The 16,154-nt window shown below is 67.6% G+C and carries 14 protein-coding genes; 7 read left to right on the forward strand and 7 right to left on the reverse strand.

The annotated features are described in order from the left end of the window. Positions 1 to 152: 152 nt before the first annotated feature. The 3 genes from htpX to def all read right to left on the reverse strand — a co-directional run bounded on the left by htpX (position 153) and on the right by def (position 2,934). Positions 153 to 1,013, reverse strand: coding sequence for a zinc metalloprotease HtpX (gene htpX, locus K307_RS25245; protein WP_042883602.1), 861 nt, complete (start codon positions 1,011 to 1,013; stop codon positions 153 to 155). Positions 1,014 to 1,229: 216 nt separating this feature from the next. Further along, on the reverse strand, positions 1,230 to 2,252 hold the full coding sequence (gene fmt, locus K307_RS25250) for a methionyl-tRNA formyltransferase (protein ID WP_042883603.1): 1,023 nt from the start codon (positions 2,250 to 2,252) through the stop codon (positions 1,230 to 1,232). A gap of 175 nt (positions 2,253 to 2,427) precedes the next feature. Beyond that, positions 2,428 to 2,934: a peptide deformylase gene (gene def, locus K307_RS25255; protein WP_042883604.1), complete on the reverse strand. Its 507-nt coding sequence runs from the start codon at positions 2,932 to 2,934 to the stop codon at positions 2,428 to 2,430. A gap of 160 nt (positions 2,935 to 3,094) precedes the next feature. Here def and K307_RS25260 point away from each other — a divergent pair, with 160 nt between their 5' ends. From K307_RS25260 to K307_RS25275, 4 genes are all read left to right on the forward strand, one after another. Continuing rightward, the gene (locus K307_RS25260; RefSeq protein WP_042883605.1) at positions 3,095 to 4,264 is read left to right on the forward strand and encodes a LysM peptidoglycan-binding domain-containing protein; all 1,170 of its coding nucleotides are present in this window, start codon (positions 3,095 to 3,097) and stop codon (positions 4,262 to 4,264) included. Between the two features lie 7 nt (positions 4,265 to 4,271). Continuing rightward, the gene (locus K307_RS25265; RefSeq protein WP_419187177.1) at positions 4,272 to 5,402 is read left to right on the forward strand and encodes a DNA-processing protein DprA; all 1,131 of its coding nucleotides are present in this window, start codon (positions 4,272 to 4,274) and stop codon (positions 5,400 to 5,402) included. A gap of 93 nt (positions 5,403 to 5,495) precedes the next feature. After that, positions 5,496 to 5,900 carry a thioredoxin family protein gene (locus K307_RS25270; RefSeq protein ID WP_042883606.1) on the forward strand — a complete coding sequence of 135 codons (405 nt, stop codon included), beginning with the start codon at positions 5,496 to 5,498 and terminating at the stop codon, positions 5,898 to 5,900. Between the two features lie 158 nt (positions 5,901 to 6,058). Further along, positions 6,059 to 8,755: a DNA topoisomerase III gene (locus tag K307_RS25275; RefSeq protein ID WP_042883607.1), complete on the forward strand. Its 2,697-nt coding sequence runs from the start codon at positions 6,059 to 6,061 to the stop codon at positions 8,753 to 8,755. 108 nt (positions 8,756 to 8,863) lie between these two features. On the opposite strand, the gene K307_RS25280 is transcribed toward K307_RS25275, so the two are convergent. Next, positions 8,864 to 9,808 carry a LysR family transcriptional regulator gene (locus K307_RS25280; protein WP_042883608.1) on the reverse strand — a complete coding sequence of 315 codons (945 nt, stop codon included), beginning with the start codon at positions 9,806 to 9,808 and terminating at the stop codon, positions 8,864 to 8,866. 199 nt (positions 9,809 to 10,007) lie between these two features. Between K307_RS25280 and K307_RS25285 the strand changes: the two genes are divergently transcribed. After that, positions 10,008 to 10,289: a hypothetical protein gene (locus K307_RS25285; protein WP_042883609.1), complete on the forward strand. Its 282-nt coding sequence runs from the start codon at positions 10,008 to 10,010 to the stop codon at positions 10,287 to 10,289. Between the two features lie 298 nt (positions 10,290 to 10,587). Here the strand turns inward: K307_RS25285 and K307_RS25290 are convergent, their stop codons facing one another. From K307_RS25290 to K307_RS25300, 3 genes are all read right to left on the reverse strand, one after another. Continuing rightward, entirely contained in the window at positions 10,588 to 11,040 is a 453-nt protein-coding gene (locus K307_RS25290) for a hypothetical protein (protein WP_042883610.1), read from the reverse strand. 223 nt (positions 11,041 to 11,263) lie between these two features. Then, positions 11,264 to 11,458, reverse strand: coding sequence for a YbdD/YjiX family protein (locus tag K307_RS25295; protein ID WP_010811333.1), 195 nt, complete (start codon positions 11,456 to 11,458; stop codon positions 11,264 to 11,266). Between the two features lie 14 nt (positions 11,459 to 11,472). Then, the gene (locus K307_RS25300) at positions 11,473 to 13,542 is read right to left on the reverse strand and encodes a carbon starvation CstA family protein (RefSeq protein ID WP_042883611.1); all 2,070 of its coding nucleotides are present in this window, start codon (positions 13,540 to 13,542) and stop codon (positions 11,473 to 11,475) included. Between the two features lie 389 nt (positions 13,543 to 13,931). Here K307_RS25300 and K307_RS25305 point away from each other — a divergent pair, with 389 nt between their 5' ends. Both K307_RS25305 and K307_RS25310 read left to right on the forward strand, forming a co-directional pair. Next, the gene (locus tag K307_RS25305) at positions 13,932 to 15,350 is read left to right on the forward strand and encodes a cache domain-containing protein (RefSeq protein ID WP_042883612.1); all 1,419 of its coding nucleotides are present in this window, start codon (positions 13,932 to 13,934) and stop codon (positions 15,348 to 15,350) included. Further along, complete coding sequence (locus K307_RS25310; RefSeq protein WP_042883613.1) at positions 15,347 to 16,027, forward strand: response regulator; 681 nt, start codon at positions 15,347 to 15,349, stop codon at positions 16,025 to 16,027. The genes K307_RS25305 and K307_RS25310 overlap by 4 nt, the downstream gene beginning before the upstream one ends. Positions 16,028 to 16,154 lie beyond the last annotated feature (127 nt).

Genomic DNA, 16,154 nt, shown 5'->3' on the forward strand with positions numbered 1-16,154 from the left:
GGCAGCAGCTAAGGCAGTAAAGGTGGTTGAATCGCGACGCACGGCGCGGGCCATGAAAAAGCCCGCCGGTCCATGCGGAAACAGCGGGCAGTTTACCCTGTGCGCGGGCCGGGGCCGGTTTTCCGGCCCCTGGCGGGGCCGGGAGCAGGCGATCAGGCCGGGTACGTACCCGTCTGCGCCATCTGCATCAGCCGTGCGATGCGCTCCTCGGTGGCCGGGTGGGTCGAGAACAGGTTGGCGATGGCGCCGCCCGACAGCGGGTTCATGATCATCATCTGCGCCGTAGCCGGGTGCTCCTCGGCCGCCTGGAACGGGATGCCCTGCGCGTAGCGGTGGATCTTGTCCAGCGCGCTGGCCAGCGCTTGCGGGTCGCCGCAGATCTCGGCGCCGCCGCGGTCGGCTTCGAATTCACGCGCGCGCGAGATCGCCATCTGGATCAGCGAGGCCGCCAGCGGCGCCAGGATCGCCACGGCAATGCTGGCGATCGGGTTGCTGCGGTTGCCGTTCTCGTCGCGCCCGCCAAAGAACATCGCCATATTGGCCAGCGCGGAAATGGCACCGGCCATGGTCGCGGCGATGGTCGAGGTCAGGATGTCGCGGTGGCGCACGTGCGCCAGCTCGTGCGCCATCACGCCGCGCAGCTCGCGCTCGGACAGCACGCGCAGGATGCCGGTGGTGGCGGCCACAGCGGCGTGTTCCGGGTTGCGGCCGGTAGCAAACGCGTTGGGCGCGTCTTCATTGATCAGGTACACCCGCGGCATCGGCAGCCCGGCGCGCTGCGCCAGCTCCTGCACCATGCCGTAGAACTGCGGCGCGCTGCCGGCATCGACTTCCTGCGCGTTGTACATGCGCAGGACCATCTTGTCCGAGAACCAGTAGGAGAAGAAGTTCATGCCCAGCGCGATCAGCAGCGCGAACATCATGCCGCTGCGCCCGCCGATCATGCCGCCGATGACGATGAACAGCGCCGTGATGGCCGCCATCAGCATGAAGGTCTTGACCCAGTTGAACATTGCGGTGATCTCCGTGTAATCGCGAATCGCGTGATTCGCGCCCAGCCGGGAAAGCTGGCGCGATGACCGTTAGATAGGGACCGATACCCGAAAATTCAACGGCTGGGCAAGGTCCGGGCCCTGCGCGCCACGCGATGGCGAGCCGCGCACCCGGCGCGATGGGCAATGGGCCGGCCGGGCGACCTTGCCGGCACATATGCCACCATGCGAGCCAGATTATGCCGGGCTCGGGCCGTCCCCGGGCACCGCGCAGCGCGTACCCGGCACCAGCGGCATGCCCTGCAGGAACTGCTGCGCCGGCTGGCGGCGCCCGCCCGGCTTTTGCAGCTCGGTGACCAGCAGTGCGCTGCCGTCGCCGCAGGCGATGAGGATGCCGGCGGCATCGGCCGCGAGTACCGTACCAGGCGGATGCGGCAGGCTGCTGGCAGCGGCAAGCGGCACGGCGTGCCAGCACTTGATCATGGTGTCGCCGACCTGCACCGTTGCACCCGGGAACGGATTGAACGCGCGCACCTGGTTGGCCAGTTCCACCGCCGGGCGGCGCAAGTCCAGCGGCGCCTCGTCCTTGGCGATCTTCTCGGCGTAGGTGACGCCCGCTTCCGGCTGCGGCGTGGCGGTGAGGGTGCGGCCCGCGTCCAGTTCCGTCAGCGCCTCGACGATCATGCGCGCGCCCAGCGCGGCCAGCGTGTCGTGCAGCGTGCCGGTGGTGTCCTCGGGGCCGATCGGCACCGCTTCACGCGTGAGCATGTCGCCGGTGTCCAGGCCTTCGTCCATCTGCATCAGCGTGATGCCGGTCTCGGCATCGCCCGCTTCGATGGCACGGTGGATCGGTGCCGCGCCGCGCCAGCGTGGCAGCAGCGAGCCGTGGATATTGAGGCAGCCCAGGCGCGGCAGCGCCAGCACCTCGGCCGGCAGGATCAGGCCGTAGGCAGCCACCACCAGCACGTCGGGGCCGATCTCAGCCAGTGTGTCCACCGCGGCCGCGGCTTCTTCCGGATACTTGCCCTGGCGGCGCAGCGAGCGCGGCTGCAGCACCGGGCCGAGCCCGCTGGCGACAGCGTACTGCTTGACCGGGCTGGCCTGCAGCTGCATGCCGCGGCCGGCGGGCCGGTCCGGCTGTGTGAGCACGGCCACGACGGGAAGGCCGGCTGCGTGGATGGCTTCAAGCGCGACGCGCGCGAACTCGGGTGTGCCGGCAAAGGCGACACGCAGGGGTCTGGCTTGGGAGGCTTGCGACATGGCAGGTTCCGGGGCTTGCTGGCGTCAGGACCGGTAGGCCCTAAAGCAGAACCGGCCGCTATAGCGGCCGGTACCTTCGTTCTTCGGAAGTCATAAAGATAACAGACACCACGCGGGCGCCACGCGCTGGTGGCCGGATTCCGGCGGGCTGTTACATCTTCGTGAGGGGCGCCGCTTACATGCGCGTGCGTTCGCGCTTCTGCAGCTTGCTCTTGATGCGGTTGAGCTTGAGCGGCGACAGGTATTCCACGAAGACCTTGCCGCGCAGGTGGTCGATCTCGTGCTGGATGCACACGGCCAGCAGGTCGTCGGCGTCAAGCTCGAAGCTCTCGCCCTTCTCGTTGAGCGCGCGCACGCGCACGCGGTCCGGGCGCTCGACGCGGTCGTAGACCTCGGGCACCGACAGGCAGCCCTCTTCCCACACCTTGCGGTTCTCGCTGGCCCAGATGATTTCCGGGTTGATGAAGACCTGGAGCTGGTCGCGCGTTTCGGAGATGTCGATCACCACCACCTGCTCGTGCACGTTGACCTGGGTCGCGGCCAGTCCGATGCCAGGCGCTTCATACATGGTGTCAGCCATGTCCTTGACCAGCTGGCGGATGCGGTCGTCCACCGCGGCCACGGGTTTGGCAACGGTGTGCAGGCGGGGATCGGGGTAGGTCAGGATGTCGAGTTTTGCCATGATGCTAGGGCGCAACGCCGGCCGCTGCCGGCGCACCGGCCGCGTTGCGGCGGACAGTGTTTACATGCAGAATCGGGGCGCAAGTACAAAAATTCAAGGCGCGCCGCAGCAGGCACGCTCTCCCGGGTCAATCCGGCCGAACCACCGGCCGGTCAGGAAAATGCGCGATCTTACCAAAGAACACCAGGCGGCGTCGGGCCGCAGGCTGCACGCGTTCCCCCTCCTCTTGCTGAGTGCTGCCGGCCTCACAGCCGCGGCCAGCCTGCCGGCACTGGCCGTGGACCTCACGGTCACGCCGGCGCAGCAGGCCGAGGCCCAGCGCATCGCCCAGCAGGGCATCCCCGTTTCAGAACTCGCCCCCAATGCGCCGTCGCAGTACACCGTGCGCACCGGCGACACGCTGTGGGGGATCTCGGGCCGCTACCTGCGCCAGCCCTGGCGCTGGCCCGAGCTGTGGGGCATGAACCAGCAGCAGATCCGCAACCCGCACCTGATCTATCCAGGCCAGATCCTGTACCTGATCCAGCGTGACGGACGCGCCTGGCTCTCGACCACGCCCGGGGGCAGCGGCACGGTGCACCTGTCGCCGCGCACGCGCGGCGGCGACGCCGACAGCGCCGCCATCCTGAGCATCCCCGCCGGCGATATCGAGCCCTTCCTGATCCGCCCGCTGGTGGTCGACGAAGGCACGCTCGCCACCTCCGCACGCATCGTCGCGGTGCCCGAGTCGCGCGTGTACCTGGGCCGCGACGACAATGCCTACGCGCGCGGCATCGCCGTCGACGCGCCGCCGGGCAGCGACTGGCAGGCCTACCGCCCGGTCACCCCGGTGCGCGACCCCGTCACCAATGCCGTGCTGGGCTACGAGGCCGAATACGAAGGCAACGCCCGCTTGGCGCGCGGTGCGCAGGGCCCGGACGCGGTGTCGACGCTGCAGGTCACCCAGGCCCAGCAGGAGATGGGGGTGGGCACGATGCTGATGCCGCAGCCCGCCCGCGAAGCCGTGCGCTACGTGCCGCATGCGCCCGACACCGAGGTCGACGGTCGTGTCGCCAAGGTCTTCGGCGGCGTGCAGTACGGCGGCGCCAAGCAGGTGGTGGTGCTCAACGTCGGCAGCAAGGCAGGGCTCGAGCCCGGTCAGGTGCTGGCGCTGTCGCGCGCCGGCGAGATCGTGCACGACAAGACCGACAGCAACCGCAACATCCGCCTGCCGGACGAACGCTACGGGCTGGCCTTTGTCTTCCGCGTGTTCCCCGGCGTGGCGTACGCGCTGGTGACCGACGCCTCCAACGTGATCTCGGTGGGCGATCGCGCCACCTCGCCGCGCTGAGCCGGCCTTGGTCGGAACCTGGCTGGCGGCCGCCGCTGTTCCAGGCAACGCCGCCGCCGGCCCGGCGCGGCGCGACAGCACGCGCGACCCCGATGACGTGATGGCGTGGCTGCGGCTGGCTTGTGCGCCCGGGGTCGGCCCGGTGGCCGCGCGCCTGCTGCTGGCCGCGTTCGGGCTGCCGCATCAAGTGCTGGCGCAGAGCGTCGAGGCGCTGTCCTCGGTGGTGCCGAAAAAGCAGGCGCGTGCGGTGCTGGCCGCGCCCGGCGCCGCGCTGTCGGCGCTGGCCGCGCGCACGCTCGCCTGGCTCGACACCCCCGGCAACCACCTCGTCACGCTGGCCGACGACGCCTACCCCGCGCGCCTGTTCGACCTGCCCGATCCGCCGCCGCTGCTATATATCAAAGGCGATCCCACGCTGCTGGCGCGCCCCGCGGTGGCCATCGTCGGCGCGCGCGGCGCCACCACGCAGGGCAGGCGCAATGCGCAGGCCTTCGGGCGCGCGCTGTCCGGCACCGGCGCCGATATCGTTTATCCGCGCGAGAACCTGGCGCTGGCGCACGAGGTGGCCGAACGCGGTGCCATCGTCACCGAATTCCCGCTGGGCATGCGCGGGCTGGCCGGCAACTTCCCGCGGCGCAACCGGATCATCGCGGCGCTGGCGCGCGGCGTGCTGGTCGTCGAGGCGGCGGCACGCTCGGGTTCGCTGATCACGGCGCGGCTGGCTGCCGAACTCGGGCGCGATGTGTTCGCCATCCCGGGGTCGATCCACGCGCCGCTGTCCAAAGGCTGCCACCTGCTGATCGGCCAGGGCGCGAAGCTGGTGGAATGCCCGCGGGACGTGCTGGTGGACGAAGTGGGCCTGCCCGCCCTCGCGCCAGACGCCGGCACGAGCGTACCCAGCCCTGCGGCCACCCCCGCCTCCGCCCCACCCGACCAGCCGGGCCAACCGGACTTTTCTGACTTTGCCGACCCTTCCGACCCCCTGCTGGCCGCACTCGGCTACGATCCCGTTAGGCTGGACGCGATGTGCGAGCGCAGCGGCCAGCCCCCGGAAGCCGTCGCGGTGCGCCTGCTCGAACTGGAACTGGCCGGCCACGCCGAGCGTCTACCGGGAAACCTGTTCCGGCGCCTTGGTTGAGCCGCCCGCGAGGCGCCCCGAGGGGGCCGGAGCGCAATACCGATACAATCGCGAGCTGTCCGCGTGCCGCGGGCGCCTCATGTTTCCGATGCCATGACCGTTTACTTCCCCGAGCGTGATGCCGACGCCATCGCCGAGTGCCTGGCGGCGCGGCCGCAGGGCCGCCTGGTTGCCTGCCTGTGCGCGCAGTGGTGCGGCACCTGCCGGGACTACCTGCCGGCACTGACGGCCCTGGCCGGGCGCCATCCGGAGGATTGCTTTGTCTGGATCGACATCGAGACGCATGCGGACGACCTCGGCGATATCGATATCGAGAACTTCCCGACGGTGCTGGTGCAGCCGGCGTCGGGCGGCACGCCGCAGTTCTACGGCACGCTCCTGCCGCATATCGAGGTGCTGGAGCGTATGCTGACGCGCGGTGCAGCGATGCCGGCAAGTGCCGACGATGTGCCGCAAGTGCTGGACTGGTTACTTGCCGGAAGCCGCGGTGCCGCCTAGGTTAAGCTCTGGCGGCGCGGTAAGCCGCGGCGGGGCTTGCTTGCACCGCCGTTGATACCGCGCTTATTATTGGCGCCTCAAAGCCTCCCGGCGTTCTGATTACTTCGTTTGCAGTGCATTAGCGGGTTGCCGGAAGCGGCTCGCAAGGACCCTTTCCAATGTCAAAAGCCCTCATCATCGCGGAAAAGCCGTCGGTCGCGGCGGATATCGCCCGTGCCCTCGGGGGGTTCACCAAGCACGACGAGTATTTCGAGAGCGACGACTACGTGCTGTCCTCGGCAGTCGGCCACCTGGTCGAGATCGCCGCTCCGGACGAATACGAGGTCAAGCGCGGCAAGTGGAGCTTTGCCAATCTGCCGGTGATCCCGCCGCATTTCGACCTGCGCCCGATTCCCAAGACCGAGTCGCGCCTGAAGGTGCTCAACCGCCTGATCAAGCGCAAGGACGTCACCGCGCTGATCAACGCCTGCGACGCGGGGCGCGAAGGCGAGCTGATCTTCCGCTTGATCGCGCAGCAGGCCAAGGCCAAGCAGCCGGTGCGCCGGCTGTGGCTGCAGTCGATGACGCAGCAGGCGATCCGCGACGGCTTCGCCAGCCTGCGTGAAGACGAAGACATGCTGCCGCTGGCCGATGCCGCGCGCTGCCGCTCCGAGGCCGACTGGCTGGTCGGCATCAATGGCACCCGCGCCATGACCGCCTTCAACAGCAAGGGCGGCGGCTTCTTCCTGACCACCGTGGGCCGCGTGCAGACGCCGACGCTGTCGATCGTGGTGGAGCGCGAAGAGAAGATCAAGCACTTCGTGCCGCGCGACTACTGGGAAGTGCACGCCGAGTTCATCGCCGCCGCCGGCCTGTATGAAGGCCGCTGGTTCGATCCCAAGTTCAAGAAGAACGAGTTCGATCCCGAGGCACGCGAGTCGCGCCTGTGGAGCGAGGCCGAGGCCAAGAGCATCGTCGCCGCCTGCCGCGACAAGCCGGGCACCGTCACCGAGGAATCCAAGCCATCGACACAGCAGTCGCCGGCGCTGTTCGACCTGACCACGCTGCAGCGCGAGGCCAACTCGCGCTTCGGCTTCTCGGCCAAGAACACGCTGGGCCTGGCGCAGGCGCTGTATGAAAAGCACAAGGTCCTGACCTACCCGCGTACCGATGCGCGCGCGCTGCCCGAGGACTACCTGGACACGGTCAAGCAGACCATGGACATGCTGACCGACAGCTCGCCCAACTACCTGCCGCACGCCAAGAAGATCCTGGCGCAGGGCTGGGTACGGCCGAACAAGCGCATCTTCGACAACAGCAAGATCAGCGACCACTTCGCCATCATCCCGACGCTGCAGGCGCCCAAGAACCTGTCCGAGCCCGAGCAGAAGCTGTACGACCTGGTGGTGCGCCGCTTCCTGGCGGTGTTCTTCCCGGCGGCCGAGTTCCAGGTCACGACCCGCATCACGGAAGTTGCCGGCCACCACTTCAAGACGGAAGGCAAGGTGCTGGTCAACCCGGGCTGGCTGGTGATCTACGGCCGCGAGGCGCAAGGCGACAAGGATGCCGCCAACCTGGTGCCGGTGGCCAAGGACGAGAAGGTCAAGACCGACAAGGTCGAGAGCGTGGGCCTCTCGACCAAGCCGCCCGCCCGCTACAACGAAGCCACGCTGCTGTCCGCGATGGAAGGCGCCGGCAAGCTGGTGGACGACGACGCGCTGCGCGAAGCCATGGCCGGCAAGGGCCTGGGCACGCCGGCCACGCGCGCGGCCATCATCGAAGGCCTGCTGACGGAAAAGTACCTGGTGCGCGAAGGCCGCGAACTGATCCCGACCGCCAAGGCGTTCCAGCTGATGACGCTCCTGCGCGGCCTGGGCGTGCAGGAACTGACGCAGGCCGAGCTGACCGGCGAGTGGGAACACAAGCTCTCGCAGATCGAGCGCGGGCGCCTGAAGCGCGACGAGTTCATGCTCGAGATCGCGCAGATGACGCAGCAGATCGTCAAGCGCGCCAAGGAGTACGACAGCGACACCATCCCGGGCGACTACGCCACGCTGGACACGCCATGCCCGCAGTGCGGCGGGCAGGTCAAGGAAAACTACCGCCGCTTTGCCTGCACCGCGTGCGAGTTCTCGATCAGCAAGATCCCGGGCGGGCGCCAGTTCGAGATCGAAGAGGTCGAGGAGCTGCTGCTGAAGAAGGAGATCGGTCCGCTGCAGGGCTTCCGCAGCAAGATGGGCCGCCCGTTCGCGGCCATCCTGAAGCTGGCCAAGGACGACGAAGGCCATTACAAGATGGAATTCGACTTCGGCCAGAACGACGAGGAAGGCGATGGCGAGCCGGTCGACTTCAGCGGCCAGGAGCCGGTGGGCACCTGCCCGAAGTGCGGCGGCGCGGTGTTCGAGCACGGCATGAAGTACGTCTGCGAGAACAGCGTGGCCAGCCCCAAGAGCTGCGACTTCACCACCGGCAAGATCATCCTGCAGCAGGAGATCAGCCGCGAACAGATCGGCAAGCTGCTCAATGACGGCAAGACCGACCTGCTGACCGGCTTCAAGTCGTCGCGCACGGGCCGCAACTTCAAGGCCTTCCTGGTCAAGCAGCCAGACGGCAAGATCGGCTTCGAGTTCGAGGCGCGCGAGCCCAAGGCGGGCGCCAAGACGGCGGCGAAGACCGCCGCCAAGCCGGCTTCGCGCGGCGCGGCCGAGGCCGAGGCGGCGCCAGCCACCAAGACGGCCGCCAAGACCGCGGCAACCAAGACGGCCGCGACCAAGGCCCCGGCCAAGAAGGCGGCGGCCACCAAGACCGCGGCCAAGAAGGCCCCGGCCAAGACGCCAGCGGTGAAGAAGTCTCGCGCCGCGGCTGCCGGCGAGTAATCGGCAACAGCGCGCCACAGCGCGCCGCAGCGCCTGTCAGCGCCAGCAAAGCAAAAGCGCCCGGCATGTCCGGGCGCTTTTGCTTTGCTGGCCGGGTACGGCCTGGCGTCAGGTCCGCACAGCCTGGGCATCACGCCCGGGGGCCGGCTCAGGTGCGACCTTGCCGCGCACCTGCCCTTCTTCCAGCAGGAAGTCGATAAAGGCGCGTACCTTGGTTGGCAGGAACTTGCGGCTGGGATACACCACGCTGACATCGCGCCGCGGCAGCTGGTATTGCTGCAGCACATGCAGCAGCTTGCCGGATTCGATATTCGGGCGCGCCAGGTACGAGGACAGCATCGCCACGCCCATGTCGGCCAGCGCCGCCTGGTGCGCCAGCTCGGCGTCGCTGCACAGCAGCCCGGGGCGGATCGGCACGGTCACCTCGCCTTCCGGGCCCAGCAGCGTCCACTCATGCTCGGCATTGGGCAGCCGCATCGCTATGCAGCGGTGGTGGGTCAGTTCATGGGCATGGCGCAGCGGCGCATGCGCAGCCACGTAGCCGGGTGACGCACACAGGACCACCTCGGCCGACAGCAGCGGGCGCGCCACCAGGTGCGATCCCAGGCCCAGGTCGGACAGCATCACGGCCACGTCGCGGCCTTCTTCGACGATATCGACATTGCGGTCCGACAGGATCACGTCGAACACCACATCCGGGTATTGCTGCTGGAAGCGCGCAAGCAGATCGGGCAGCAGGTGCAGCCCGAACATCACGGGTGTGACCAGCCGCAGCGTGCCCGACAACGACTGGCTGCGCGCGGTGACCACGCTCTCGGCTTCTTCCACGTCCTCCAGGATCTGCTGGCAGCGCTGCAGGTAGGTCTCGCCGGCGTCGGTCAGCGACAGGCTGCGCGTAGTGCGGTTGAGCAGGCGCGTACCGAGGTGGCTTTCCAGGTCGGCCACGTAGCGCGTGACCACGGCATTGGACATTTCCAGCTGCTGCGCTGCACGCGCGAAGCTTCCCAACTCCACCACCTTGGAAAACACACGCATCGATTGCAGGCGATCCATGACATAGTCTCCCGGTTCTGCGCTGAATTTTTACGCAATCAGGTTGCTTTATTGTTCGAAGTAAAACTAATCATTGTGGCTCCTGATATTTATTGATATGAGGGAAATGCCTAATATCTAGCCATTGGATGCCGCAACGCAACATAGTCTTTCGTCGAAGTGACGGCTCAGGCATCCGCGCTACACAGAAGGCTGAACCATGAAAACCAACCGCTACGCCCTGATCACTGTCGCCACCCTCGTCGCCGCCCTGTCGGCCGCACCGGCCTTTGCCAAGAACGGCAAGTTCGACGTGTTCACCGATGGTGCCCGGTTCGACGTCTACAGCGACGGCGCCAAGGTGGGCAAGTTCGACCCGTACACCGACGGCGCTCGTGCCGGCAAGTTCGATGCCTTCACCGACGGCGCCCGTGCCGGCAAGTTCGACGCCTTCACCGACGGCGCCAAGTACGAAACCACTACCGATCGCGCGCCGCTCTGAGCGGCCACCCTCCCGGGCCGCGCAGCCACTGCCAGCGGCACCTGCAAGCGCGATCCGGGGTCGCTCCCTCTCCAGGGGCGGCCCCTTCTGTTTCAACCTGGTCTCCACAGGTCTTTAGGAGAGCGCCCTGGCGGCCTCTCCTACTTTATTGGGGAAGAAGCCCGCTCCGGCCCACGCCGGTTGCGGGCTTCTTTGTTTCAGCTTCCGGCAGGCGGGCGAGGTAGTGCGAACGATTATGCCAGACGCCGCAAATGAAAAACGGGCCATTCAGGCCCGTTCTTGCTTACCTCACGGCGACTTAGTCGTCGTAGTGGTGATGGTGGTGCTTGTGCTTCTTGCGCTTGTAGCTGCTGTTGTAATAGCGGCGGTCATCGTCGTACGAGTTGCTGCGCGAGATATTGCCGCCCAGCGCCGCACCCGCGCCACCCCCCAGGCCGGCACCGATCAGGCCGCCGGTGCGGCCGCCCATGGCGTTGCCCGCCGCGGTACCGGCACCGCCGCCCAGCGCGCCGCCGATGATGGCGCCCGTGCGCTCGCGGCGGTTGGAGGTCACTGCGCCACCGGCGCCGCCACCCACTGCCCCACCGATCACCGCGCCGGTGCTTCCACCCAGCGCGCCGCCCACCGCGGCACCGGCGACACCGCCGAGCGCGCCGCCCAGGGCGTTGTTCATGTCGCCCGCGAAGGCCGGCAGTGCGCTGGCCGCCAGGGCGAGGGCAATAGTCAGGTTGCGAACGGGATGGCGAGTCATATGTTTTTTCCTCGAATTGCCATGATGTGACGCAAGTGTAGATAAGGAGCCCTACCCTTGCTGTAACCACCTGTAAAGCCCTGTAACCCTCTACGGAAACGGCCTTCGCCCGTTACAAATGCGCGGCGAAAATACAACACTTAATAAAAAGACAGGCGATCATGTGATCGCCTGTCTGCTTTGTCTGCAGCCCACCAGCGCCGGGCCGCGCATCAGCGTGTGCTCAGCAGCACTTGCCCTGCCCGCCACCGTAGCGAGCCTCCTGGCGCTCGCGGAAGAATTCCTCGTAGCTCATCGGCTCGCGGTCCGGGTGGGTGCTTTCCATGTGCGCCACATAGGTCTGGTAGTCAGGCAGCCCGACCATCAGCCGCAGCGACTGCCCCAGGTAGCGCCCCATGGTTCCGAGTTGTTCCAGCATGGCGGGCTCCCGGGTTACTGGGCCGAAGCGGCGCCCGGCAGGGGCTCGAACGGCGTTTCCTTGTCGGTCGGGCGGTTCACTGCGCGTGCCTGCATCGCAGTCTTGAAGCCGTAGAACACGATCGACAGCACCACCAGCATGAACAGCGCGCACAGGCCGGCATCCAGGTAGTCGTTGAAGACGATGCGGTGCATCTGCTCCATCGACTTGGCCGGGGCCAGCACCTTGCCTTCGGCAATGGCGGCGCTGAACTTCGCGGCGTGGGTCAGGAAGCTGACCTTGGGATCGGCATGGAACAGCTTCTGCCAGCCGGCGGTCAGCGTGCACACCAGCAGCCAGATGGTCGGCACCAGCGTGACCCAGGCGTACTGGCCGCGCTTCATCTTGACCAGCACGCAGGTGCCCAGCACCAGCGCCACCGCGGCCAGCATCTGGTTGGAGATGCCGAACAGCGGCCACAGCGTGTTGATGCCGCCCAGCGGATCGACCACGCCCTGGTACAGGAAGTAGCCCCAGGCCGCCACGCACAGCGCGGTGGCGGTCAGGTTGGCAACCAGCGAATCGGTCTTGCGCATCGACGGGATAAAGCTGCCCAGCAGGTCCTGCAGCATGAAGCGGCCGGCGCGGGTGCCCGCGTCGACGGCGGTCAGGATAAACAGCGCCTCGAACAGGATGGCGAAGTGGTACCAGAACGCCATCATGGCCTGGCCGCCCACCACCTGGTGCAGGATATGGGCGATACCCACGGCCAGCGTCGGCGCGCCGCCGGCGCGCGAGATGATGGTGTTCTCGCCGACGTCCCTGGCGGTCTGCACCAGCACGTCCGGCGTGATTACGAAGCCCCAGGTCGACACCGCATGTGCCACCGCATCCGGCGTGGTGCCGATCACGGCGGCCGGGCTGTTCATGGCGAAGTACACGCCCGGCTCGATCACCGAAGCGGCCACCAAGGCCATGATGGCGACAAAGGACTCGGCCAGCATCGCGCCGTAGCCGATAAAGCGCGCGTGCGATTCATTTTCCAGCAGCTTGGGCGTGGTGCCCGACGAGATCAGCGCATGGAAGCCCGACACCGCGCCGCAGGCGATGGTGATGAACAGGAACGGGAACAGGTTGCCCGTCCACACCGGCCCGCCGCCCTTGGCAAACTGCGTGAAGGCCGGCATCTTCAGCTCCGGCGCGACGATCAGGATGCCCACGGCCAGCGCGATGATGGTGCCGATCTTCAGGAAGGTCGACAGGTAGTCGCGCGGCGCCAGCAGCAGCCACACCGGCAGCACGGCGGCGATAAAGCCGTAGATGATCAGCATCCAGGTCAATGCTTTGCCGTCGTAGGTGAACAGCGGCGCCAGCGTGGCGCTTTCATGCACGTACTGGCCGCCGATGATGGCCAGCATCAGCAGCACGAAGCCGATCACCGACACCTCGCCGATGCGGCCGGGGCGGATGTAGCGCGTGTAGATGCCCATGAACAGCGCAATGGGAATCGTCACCGCCACGGTGAAGGTGCCCCACGGCGAGTCGGCCAGCGCCTTCACCACGATCAGCGCCAGCACCGCCAGGATGATGATCATGATCATGAAGCAGCCGAACAGCGCGATCAGGCCCGGCACCGTGCCCATCTCGGACTTGACCAGGTCGCCCAGCGAGCGGCCGTCGCGGCGCGTGGAGATAAACAGCACCATGAAGTCCTGCACCGCGCCGGCGAACACCACGCCGGCCAGGATCCAAAGCATGCCCGGCATATAGCCCATCTGCGCGGCCAGCACCGGGCCGACCAGCGGGCCGGCGCCGGCAATCGCCGCGAAGTGGTGGCCGAACAGCACCGCCTTGTTGGTCGGCACGTAGTCCAGGCCGTCGTTGTGGCGCCAGGCGGGCGTCATGCGTTTGGGATCGAGCTGCATCACCTTGTCGGCGATAAAGCGGCTGTAGTAGCGGTAGGCGATCAGGTAGATGCAGAGCGCGGCAACCACGATCCACAGCGCGCTGACGGCCTCGCCGCGCGCCAGCGCGACGGTGCCGAAGGCAAACGCGCCGAGCAAGGCGACGGCCAGCCACACCAGGTGTTCTCCGATGCGATTCATAGTGAAGGTCTCCTCAGACCGGGATTTCTTGGATAGCCTGCGGCGGCGAAGGACGGGGAACGGCGAACAGCGGTGGCATGCGCCAAAGGCGGGCAGCTTGCGGTGAATCCGGCGGCGAGGGCGTCTCCTGGGATCTGCTGCTGCGCGCCCGGTTTGTCGTCGTTTCCGGATCTCGTCTTGCAGGCAGGCGATGCACCGTCCAGGGTTGTCAGGTGCACCAACTGCGTCGACTCGCGCGCCCTGCTGGGGCGGCGGCGTGTCCGGCGTGTAGTATTGACACCCGCCAAACCCCGCACAAGCGCGTAACTACGCAGCACTTCTGCGTAGTACTACGCAAATCGACGGTGGCATGCCGCCTGCGCGGCGTCGGTGTTTACCCCCGGTCCCAGATGAAACTCCGCCAGAAGATCCTGTTGCTTGCCGTGGCGCCGCTGGCGGTGGCCATGCTCGGCATTGCCCTTGCCGTGCGCTACCAGGCCACCCAGCTTGCCCAGCATGAACGCGCGCTGGTCGAAGCCGCCTACCTGCAGAGCAAGGAAATGGAGCTGCGCCACTACGTAGAACTGGCGCAGAGCGCGATCGCGCCGATGGTGCGCTCCGGACGCAACGACGCCGACACCCGGCGGGCGGCGATGGAGGCACTTGCGGGCCTCGACTACGGCCCTGACGGCTACTTCTTCCTGTACGACCTGCAGGGCCGCAACCTGATGCATCCGCGCCAGCCCGAGCTGGTCGGCCAGGACCTGTGGACCATGCGCGATCCCCAGGGTGCGCTGACCATCCAGCAACTGATCGCCGCGGCCAGGAATGGCGGCGGCGCGGTGCGCTACCTGTGGAAAAAGCCCTCGTCGCAGCAGCTTGCCCCCAAGCTCGGCTACGTTGTGGCGGTGCCTGAGTGGGGCTGGATGCTCGGCACCGGCATCTACCTGGATGACGTGGAAAGCACGCTGCGCCAGCTCGACGCCCGCGCCGAGACCGATATCCGCGAGACCATGGCCTGGATCGGCGTGATCGCCGCGATCAGCATCCTGCTGGTGGCCGCCAGCGGCCTGGCGCTGAACGTCAGCGAACACCGCGAGGCCGATGCCAAGCTGCGCCAGCTGGCGCAGCGCGTGGTGCAGTCGCAGGAAGAGGAACGCGCGCGGCTGTCGCGCGAGCTGCACGACGGCATCAGCCAGTTGCTGGTGTCGGTCAAGCTGGTGCTGGAGACCGCCACCAACCGACTGCGGCTGGCGCCCACTGAAGGCGCCGCGGTGGCGCCGGTGCTGGGCATGGCGCTGAACCGGCTCGACACCGTCTTCAACGAAGTGCGGCGCGTGGCGCGCAACCTGCGCCCCGCCCTGCTCGACGACCTGGGCCTCTACGCCGCGCTCCAGCACCTGGCGCGCGAGATGCAGGGCGGCAGCCGGCTGGAGATCGCGGTGACGCAATCCGGTACGCCGCGCGAGCTGCCGGATGAACAGGCCACGGCACTGTTCCGCATTGCGCAGGAAGCGCTGACCAATGTGGAGCGCCACGCCCGTGCGCGGCGCGTGAGCGTGTTGCTCGCGTTCGATGCCGACGCCACGCGCCTGACCGTGCGCGACGATGGCAGCGGCTTCGACGTGGCGCGCATGCAGCTCGACCCGCAGCGCGGCATCGGCCTGCGCAACCTGCGCGAGCGCATCGCCGCGCTGGGTGGGCAGTTCGGCATCGTCTCCGGCATCGGCGGCACCGAGCTGGTCGCTTCCCTGCCGCTGGCAAAGCCTGCAGCAAAGCTCACGGCCATTCCGCACGATCCCGTTTCAGCAGGACCCTCGCAGTCATGACCCAGTTTCCCGATTTCGCCCCCGGCAGCGCCGATGCACCCGCCCGCGTGCTGCTGATCGACGACCACGCGCTGGTGCGCGACGGCATGCGCATGCACCTGGCGCTGCAGCCGGGGCTGCGCGTGGTGGGCGAGGCCGACGACGGCGAGGCCGCGCTGGCGTGGCTGGACCGTGCCGCTGAAGCCGAGCTGCCGGACCTCGTCATCACCGATATCGGCATGCGCGGCATGGGCGGCATCGCGCTGGCGGCGGCGTTGCACGACCGCTATCCGGAACTGGCGGTGCTGATCGTGTCGATGCACGACAACCTGGAATACGTGCGGCAGGCGGTGCGCGCCGGGGCGCGCGGGTATGTGCTCAAGGACGCGCCGGCTGACGAGTTGATGGCGGCGATCCAGTCGGTGCTGGCGGGGCGCGTGTTCTACAGCGCCCGCATCGCGCGCGGCATGGCGGAGCAAAGCCCTGGCCCGCTCGATGCGCTGACCCGGCGCGAGCGCGACATTCTTGGCTGCATCGGGCGTGGCATGGCCAACAAGGAGATAGCGGTGCAGCTCGGGGTGTCGGTGCGCACGGTGGAAACGCACCGGCTCAACCTGAAGCGCAAGCTGGGGATCGAGGGGCGCGCGGGGTTGGTGAAGTACGCGGTGGAGACGTTGGGGGATAGCGAGGCGGGATGATAGGCGCCCCACGACGCTAAAGAGGAGAGCGGTTTTGGGTGCTCCAAAGCCGCTCGAACTCGCCTAAGCAAGGTATTCTCCCTCTCCCCTCATGGGGAGAGGGACCGGGGAGAGGGGTGGGCTAGCA

The organism is Cupriavidus necator A5-1 (genome assembly GCF_000744095.1).
GTDB lineage: Bacteria > Pseudomonadota > Gammaproteobacteria > Burkholderiales > Burkholderiaceae > Cupriavidus > Cupriavidus necator_A.